Origin of the sequence: Thalassospira sp. UBA848, from assembly GCF_002295455.1 — a bacterium.
Lineage (GTDB): Bacteria > Pseudomonadota > Alphaproteobacteria > Rhodospirillales > Thalassospiraceae > Thalassospira.
Map to the genome: position 1 here is coordinate 45,398 of NZ_DBGS01000022.1, position 6,515 is coordinate 51,912.

Below are 6,515 nucleotides of genomic sequence, written 5' to 3' on the forward strand. Positions count from 1 at the left end.
ATGAAGAGATTCAGAGTACTTGCCGGACATTACCCATACACTCAGAGACCTCTTGCCGCCATTTCAGCACCGACATAGGCGACAAGGGCCGCAATGATCAGTGGCAAGGCAAGAACACCAACCTTTATGACCGTCCCCAAAAGCACCGCCTGTGCGGGATTATCACCCGGAAGATGGGCTGCCAACCGGACAGATGCCTGACGGCCGGACACCACCAGCAGCAGCACGGCAAAGGCAAGGCAGGATGCCGGAACAATGATCATCGCACTTGCAGCCCCTGCCATCAGCGCCCCGACAACACCGAGCCAAACGGCCACACGATATTGTGGTGCCGCCTTTTCAGAAATCAGGGCCACAATCAGCGCAACGCTCAGGGCTGCCTGCAAGACAACAAAATCATTCAGTCCGAACAGATGCACAACGATCCCCTGCCCCAGTGCCAGGGTCATCAAAACCGCGACCGGCCCGGGTTTGGCAAGGCTTTCAATATCGACCGTCGCTTCCGCTGCCGAGGATTTGGTGGCCTTTGACCTGGCCCCTTTGGCTTTCCTGCCCTTGGCCGGTTTCGCGACTTCTTCGTCATCTTCGGAGAAATCCGGGCGGGTCACCCACAGGAAGCAGCCCCCGATCAGCAGAAAGGCCAGCCATGCTGCGATCTGGATCGCAGTCGGATGGTATAAAAGCCCGCTCACTGGCGCGGCCAGAACCAGCCATGCACCCAGCAGCAGGATCACCCCCGCGACCCCCATCGAGATGCGTTCCGAAAGTCGCGAAATATCCATGATCGCGCCACAGACACCACCAAGTACAAGCATCAGAAGTGCCGCCCCCACACCCCCACGCGCGGTTTCGGGCAAGCCAATGGCCGCGGGTACCGCAACGGCGACCGCCGGGATGATTGCGCCCAGCACAAGACGGCGCGCAATCGCGCGTTCCAACCCCAGCCACAAGGCCAGCATCAGAACAGCAGCAATGATGCCCGATATCATAATAGCGAGAATGAAAGGACTATCGACAAACACGTTGGGCGGTCCTGCCTTCTTTTTATGGTTACGCCGAGCGCAGTTTCCTGCATTGAAAACTACCCATCCCACAATCAGGTTCAGAACTTGTTAACCCTGCGACAAAAAGCGCGCGATCCGCAGGTTTCCAAGCCTTGCCGATTAATCCCACAGCCAATTGGCAACAATGCGGCCAAAGACGATCAAATCTGGGCACAGGCGTGTCATTTAAATTTCAGATGCTGCTATGCGGAAATTACTGCCACAGATGCGATTTGATCGGTTATGGTCGCTTTCCGTACGGGACGAAGCGCACCACATGCGCCGTCCCGCTACCTGCGAAACAAAAAACACAAGGCAGGTCGCCATGACGAAAATAAAATCAATCTGTGTCTTTTGCGGTGCTTCGGACGGCAAGGACCCGCGACACATGGAAAACGCCATCGCATTTGGCAAGATGATGGCCGAACGCGACATCACACTGGTATATGGCGGGGGCCGCATCGGCCTTATGGGCGCTGTGGCAAATGGCGTCATGCAAAATGGCGGAACAGTTGTCGGCATCATCCCGGCCCATCTTGACGATATCGAAGTTGGCCATACCGGCCTGTCCGAGCTGATCATTTGCAAGTCCATGCATGAACGCAAGGTCGAGATGTTCAAACGATCGGACGCTTTCGTTACCCTGGCGGGCGGGCTTGGCAGCCTTGATGAAGCGTTTGAAGCCATGACACTGCGCCAACTGGGCATTCATGACAAACCGATGGTGTTCCTTAATGCGCTGGGCTACTGGGACAAATGCTTTGACATGATTGACGGCATCATTGAGGAGGGCTTTGCCCGCCCAAGCCACAAGAACCTTTATACCGTTGCCGACACCCTTGAAGAGGTGTTTGAACAGCTTGCCGCCGAACCGGCCCCGCGCTTTGACCCGCGCGAAAAGCTGTTCTGATCCAAGCAAAGCGCCAATTGCACGCTTCACGACGCCGTCCGAGCCAGATCGGGCGGCGTTTTTTGTTCCGTCCCCGTCACATCTACCCGCGATCTGGCGGCGTGGTTCATTTGATCAGCTCTATCAAACCCATGATTTCCGGGCCGTTTGCAACCGTCGGAACATTCACACGAATGTCACTTACTTGAAACCGTAGTGACAACGAAGCCGCCTATGATCGTTTTCATGTTCAAAACAACAAATTGAACGATCATATGAATATTTCCGCGCGACAACGCGACATCATCGATATCCTGCGCCGTGACAGCTTTATCTCGATTGACAAGCTGGCCGCGCATTTTGACGTTACCCCGCAAACCGTGCGGCGCGACGTCAATATGCTCAGCGATGCCAATCTGGTGCGCCGACGCCATGGTGGCGTTGAATATGCAGGCGAACCGGGCATGAACCTGTCCTATGAAAGCCGGCAGGTCACCAATATCGCCGCCAAACATGCCATATCGCTGCATGTCGCAAGCCTGATCCCCGACGGGGCCTCCATACTGATCGGGATCGGCAGCACGCTTGAACTGGTCGCGCTTAATCTGGCCGATCATCGCCACCTGACCGTGATCACCAACAACATGAATGCCGCCATGGCGCTGGGCAACAATACCGGCAACCGGATTGTCATTCCCGGTGGCACGTTGCGCCTGCCCGATCGCGATGTCATCAGCCCCGAGGCAGAGGCAATGTTTAACAAATACAAGGTCGATTTTGGCCTGTTTGGCGTTGGCGGTGTTGAGCCCGACGGGACGCTTACCGATTTCGATCATCGCGAAGTTTCACTGCGTCAGGCGATTGCCGCCAATTGCCGCAACTCTATCCTTGTTGCCGATCAATCCAAATTCGGCCGCCCGGCCCCGGCCAAGGGCGGCCATTTGACCGACCCTGACCTGATCGTGGTCGATGGCGCGCCTGGTGGCGTTTTCGATCCGTTATTTGACCGTCAGGACGTTCGCGCGCGTCTGCAAATTGCCAAAAGCGAAAGTTACGAATGACCAACCAGTCCCCCTTTATTCGCATCAATGCTGTGTCGCGCGTGTTTAACGGCGGCAATGGCGTGCATGACTTGTCACTCGACATTCCGCGCGGAAGCTTTGTCGTCCTGCTGGGGCCATCGGGCTGTGGCAAGTCGACAACCCTGCGTCTGATTGCCGGTCTTGAAACCGCCGATCAGGGAACCATTGCGATTGATGGCAAGAACGTCACAAGCACCCCGCCATCCAAGCGCGGCCTGTCGATGGTGTTTCAGTCCTATGCCCTGTTCCCGCATCTGAGCGTTGCCGAAAACATCGTCTTTGGCCTCAAGGTCCGCAAAACAAAGAAAAATGAAATCAACACCCGCCTGACCGATGCCCTGCTCGTCACCGGCCTTGAAGGGTTCGAAGACCGCAAACCGGCCCAGCTTTCCGGTGGGCAGCGTCAGCGCGTGGCACTGGCGCGCGCCATTGTTGCCGGTCATCCGCTGTGCCTCATGGATGAGCCGCTATCAAATCTTGATGCCAAGCTGCGCCATGCCGTGCGCAAGGATATCCGCGACCTGCAACAGCGCCTTGGCATTACGGTTGTTTATGTCACCCACGATCAGACCGAGGCCATGAGCATGGCCGACATCGTCATCCTGATGAAAGACGGTCGGATCGAGCAGGTTGGCAACCCCGCCGACCTTTACCTTAAACCCGCCACCGCCTTTGCCGCCGGTTTTGTTGGCAGCCCACCCATGGCGCTTATACCGGCAAACGCCCTGCCAACCTCGGTCATCCCCGACGGACTTGATGCCAAACACCTGACATTTGGCATCCGTCCCGAAGACCTGATCCTGTCGACCAAGCTTGGTCAGCAACCGTGGGGCATTCCCGCCACCGTGACCGGCAGCGAGTTTTTGGGTGCAGAAACATTTGTCTTTGTCGCGATCCCGGGAACGGATGGGGCCACCGCCCGCCTGCCCGGTCGCGTTGAAATTTCGCCGGGGACGGAAGTCTCGCTCAGTTGGGCTGGCGCTGCGGCCCACTGGTTTGATGGCGAACACGGTCATCGTCTGACACCGACGGTACCGGGCACATCAGCGCACGTTACCAAGATCACCTCTCAACCTGACACTGCAACTTCGACACTTTAACAGGGAACTATTGTCCATGCGTAACATCGTAACCAGTGCTGCAATCGCGGCCGGACTGATGGCAACGGCGGCAAGCCCGGCCTTTGCTGCGACCGAGTTGACCATGTATTATCCCGTCGCTGTTGGCGGCCCGCTGACCAGCGTCATTGACGGCATGATCGAAGGCTTTGAAGCCGAAAACCCGGACGTCAAAGTCAACGCCATCTATGCCGGCAACTATGACGACACCCGCCTGCGCGCGGTTTCGGCTATCAAAAGCGGCGATCCGGCACAGCTTTCCGTGATGTTTTCAATCGACGTCTATGACCTGATCGAACAGGACCTGATTGTTCCGTTTGATGATGTCGTCAAAACCGCCGAAGACAAGGAATGGCTGAATGGCTTCTATCCGGCGCTGATGGCCAATGGCGAAGTCGATGGCAAAACCTGGGGCATCCCGTTCCAGCGTTCGACCATTGTCATGTACTACAACAAGGACTTGTTCCGCGAAGCCGGTCTTGATCCGGAAATGCCGCCCCAGACCTGGGAAGAACTGGTAACGACTGGCAAGGCGCTTTCGAAAGACGGCAAATGGGGCCTGATGGTGCCTTCGACCGGGTATCCGTACTGGATGTTCCAGTGCTTTGCCATCCAGAATGGCAAGGAACTGATGAGCGGTGATGGCACCGAGACCTATTTCGATGATCCGGCGGTTGTCGAGGCGCTTCAGTTCTGGCGCGATCTTGCGACCGAAGAAAAAATCATGCCCGAAGGCACCATTGAATGGGGAACCCTGCGTCAGGCCTTCGTTCAGGGTCAGACAGCCATGATGTGGCATTCAACCGGCAACCTGTCGGCGGTCAAGCGCGAAGCACAGTTTGATTTCGGCGTTGCCATGCTGCCGAAACACAAGCAGCCGGGTTCACCGACAGGTGGTGGCAACTTCTATCTGTTCAAGGACTCAACGGATGAGCAGAAAGAAGCATCGCTGGCGCTGATCAAATACATGACCGCACCGGAACGCGCAGCGGAATGGTCGATTGCCACCGGTTATGTTGGCGTCACCCCGGATGCCTACGAAACCGACGCGCTTAAGGCCTATGTTGCGGACTTCCCGCCGGCACTGGTTGCGCGTGATCAGCTTGAAGTTTCGGTTGCCGAGTTTTCCACCTATGACACCGCGCGTGTCCGCGAAGGTCTGAACAACGCCATTCAGGCGGCCCTGACCGGTGAAAAAACGCCGGAAGAAGCCCTTGGCGATGCGCAAGCCGAAGCCAACCGTCTTCTGCGGGCCTTCCACTAAGAGCGCCCGATCTGCACGCCGAAGCGGGATATTCCCCGCTTCGGCGCCTTTGTTTGATGATTTTGATTAATTGATTTCTTCGCAGGACGTGCCGACCATGAATGAAATGGCCCGACTTCAAAAACGCAGGCTGGCGCTTTATGGCTGGATGCTGGCCGCCCCGGCACTGGCCCTGATGAGCCTGTTTGCCTTTTACCCGGCCATTGCGACTTTTTGGCACAGCCTGTTTAGCCGCGGCACATCACGCCGACCATCGGTGTTTGCCGGGTTTGAAAATTATGGCGATCTGTTTGCTGATTCGACCTTTTGGACGGTTGCGACCAACAACCTGATTTATGCCGGGGTCACCATCCCGGTTTCGATTATCTTTGCGCTCGTCATGGCGCTTTGGGCCAATGCCCATATCCCGGCGCGATCGTTTGTGCGCAGCGCCTATTTCACGCCGACCATTTTGCCAATGATTGCAGCGGCCAATTTGTGGCTGTTTTTCTATACGCCCGATCTTGGGGTGATTGACCAGATCACCGGCTTCTTTGGCGCATCGCCGACCAACTGGCTGGGACAGCCGGAAACGGCACTGGCATCCGTGATCATCGTGACGATCTGGAAGGAAGCCGGGTTCTTCATGATCTTTTATCTGGCAGCCCTTCAGACCATCCCGCCGGATCTGCGCGAAGCCGCCCGGATCGAGGGGGTCGGTCGCTGGACCTATACACGCCGCGTGTTGCTACCGCTTTTGATGCCGACGACGATCTTTGTGTTTGTCAATGCGATGATCAATTCGGTCAAGCTGATCGACCATCTGTTCATCCTGACCAAGGGCGGACCAAACAATGCGTCCAAACTGATCCTGTACTGGATCTGGGAAATGGCATTTGCCTATTTCGACAGCCCGCATGCCGCCGCCATGACCATTCTTGTCTTGCTGGCCCTTGGCCTTGTCGCCGTCGCGCAGTTCCGACTGGTTGAAAAACGGACCCACTACCGATGAAAACAGATACCGTCACTGCCAACACCACACTCAAACTGCCTGATCTCGACAAGGTACTGGATGCACTTGGCGCATGGGTTCTCGCAATTGTCTGGATTTCACCGCTGCTGTTTGCCGCCTGGGCGGCA

6 protein-coding genes are annotated in these 6,515 nt (G+C 56.7%); 5 read left to right on the top strand and 1 reads right to left on the bottom strand.

All coding sequences use genetic code 11. The features are described from left to right. Positions 1–41: 41 nt before the first annotated feature. Positions 42–1,022 (bottom strand): hypothetical protein, encoded by a 981-nt coding sequence (locus B2R48_RS02700; protein WP_296997505.1) that lies wholly within the window; start codon positions 1,020–1,022, stop codon positions 42–44. Between the two features lie 346 nt (positions 1,023–1,368). Here B2R48_RS02700 and B2R48_RS02705 point away from each other — a divergent pair, with 346 nt between their 5' ends. The 5 genes from B2R48_RS02705 to B2R48_RS02725 all read left to right on the top strand — a co-directional run bounded on the left by B2R48_RS02705 (position 1,369) and on the right by B2R48_RS02725 (position 6,387). Further along, complete coding sequence (locus tag B2R48_RS02705; RefSeq protein ID WP_062955708.1) at positions 1,369–1,953, top strand: TIGR00730 family Rossman fold protein; 585 nt, start codon at positions 1,369–1,371, stop codon at positions 1,951–1,953. A gap of 254 nt (positions 1,954–2,207) precedes the next feature. Next, the gene (locus B2R48_RS02710; RefSeq protein ID WP_062955544.1) at positions 2,208–2,993 is read left to right on the top strand and encodes a DeoR/GlpR family DNA-binding transcription regulator; all 786 of its coding nucleotides are present in this window, start codon (positions 2,208–2,210) and stop codon (positions 2,991–2,993) included. Then, positions 2,990–4,114, top strand: coding sequence for an ABC transporter ATP-binding protein (locus B2R48_RS02715; RefSeq protein WP_296997511.1), 1,125 nt, complete (start codon positions 2,990–2,992; stop codon positions 4,112–4,114). Before B2R48_RS02710 ends, B2R48_RS02715 begins: the two co-directional genes overlap by 4 nt. Before the next feature lie 16 nt (positions 4,115–4,130). Continuing rightward, positions 4,131–5,396, top strand: coding sequence for an ABC transporter substrate-binding protein (locus B2R48_RS02720; protein ID WP_296997514.1), 1,266 nt, complete (start codon positions 4,131–4,133; stop codon positions 5,394–5,396). 97 nt (positions 5,397–5,493) lie between these two features. Then, positions 5,494–6,387: a carbohydrate ABC transporter permease gene (locus B2R48_RS02725; protein WP_296997517.1), complete on the top strand. Its 894-nt coding sequence runs from the start codon at positions 5,494–5,496 to the stop codon at positions 6,385–6,387. Positions 6,388–6,515: the final 128 nt, after the last annotated feature.

Coding starts and splice junctions, on each gene's coding strand:
- B2R48_RS02725 (WP_296997517.1), top strand. CDS start 5,494: ATGAATGAAATGGCCCGACTTCAAAAACGCAGGCTGGCGCTTTATGGC.
- B2R48_RS02720 (WP_296997514.1), top strand. CDS start 4,131: ATGCGTAACATCGTAACCAGTGCTGCAATCGCGGCCGGACTGATGGCA.
- B2R48_RS02705 (WP_062955708.1), top strand. CDS start 1,369: ATGACGAAAATAAAATCAATCTGTGTCTTTTGCGGTGCTTCGGACGGC.
- B2R48_RS02715 (WP_296997511.1), top strand. CDS start 2,990: ATGACCAACCAGTCCCCCTTTATTCGCATCAATGCTGTGTCGCGCGTG.
- B2R48_RS02710 (WP_062955544.1), top strand. CDS start 2,208: ATGAATATTTCCGCGCGACAACGCGACATCATCGATATCCTGCGCCGT.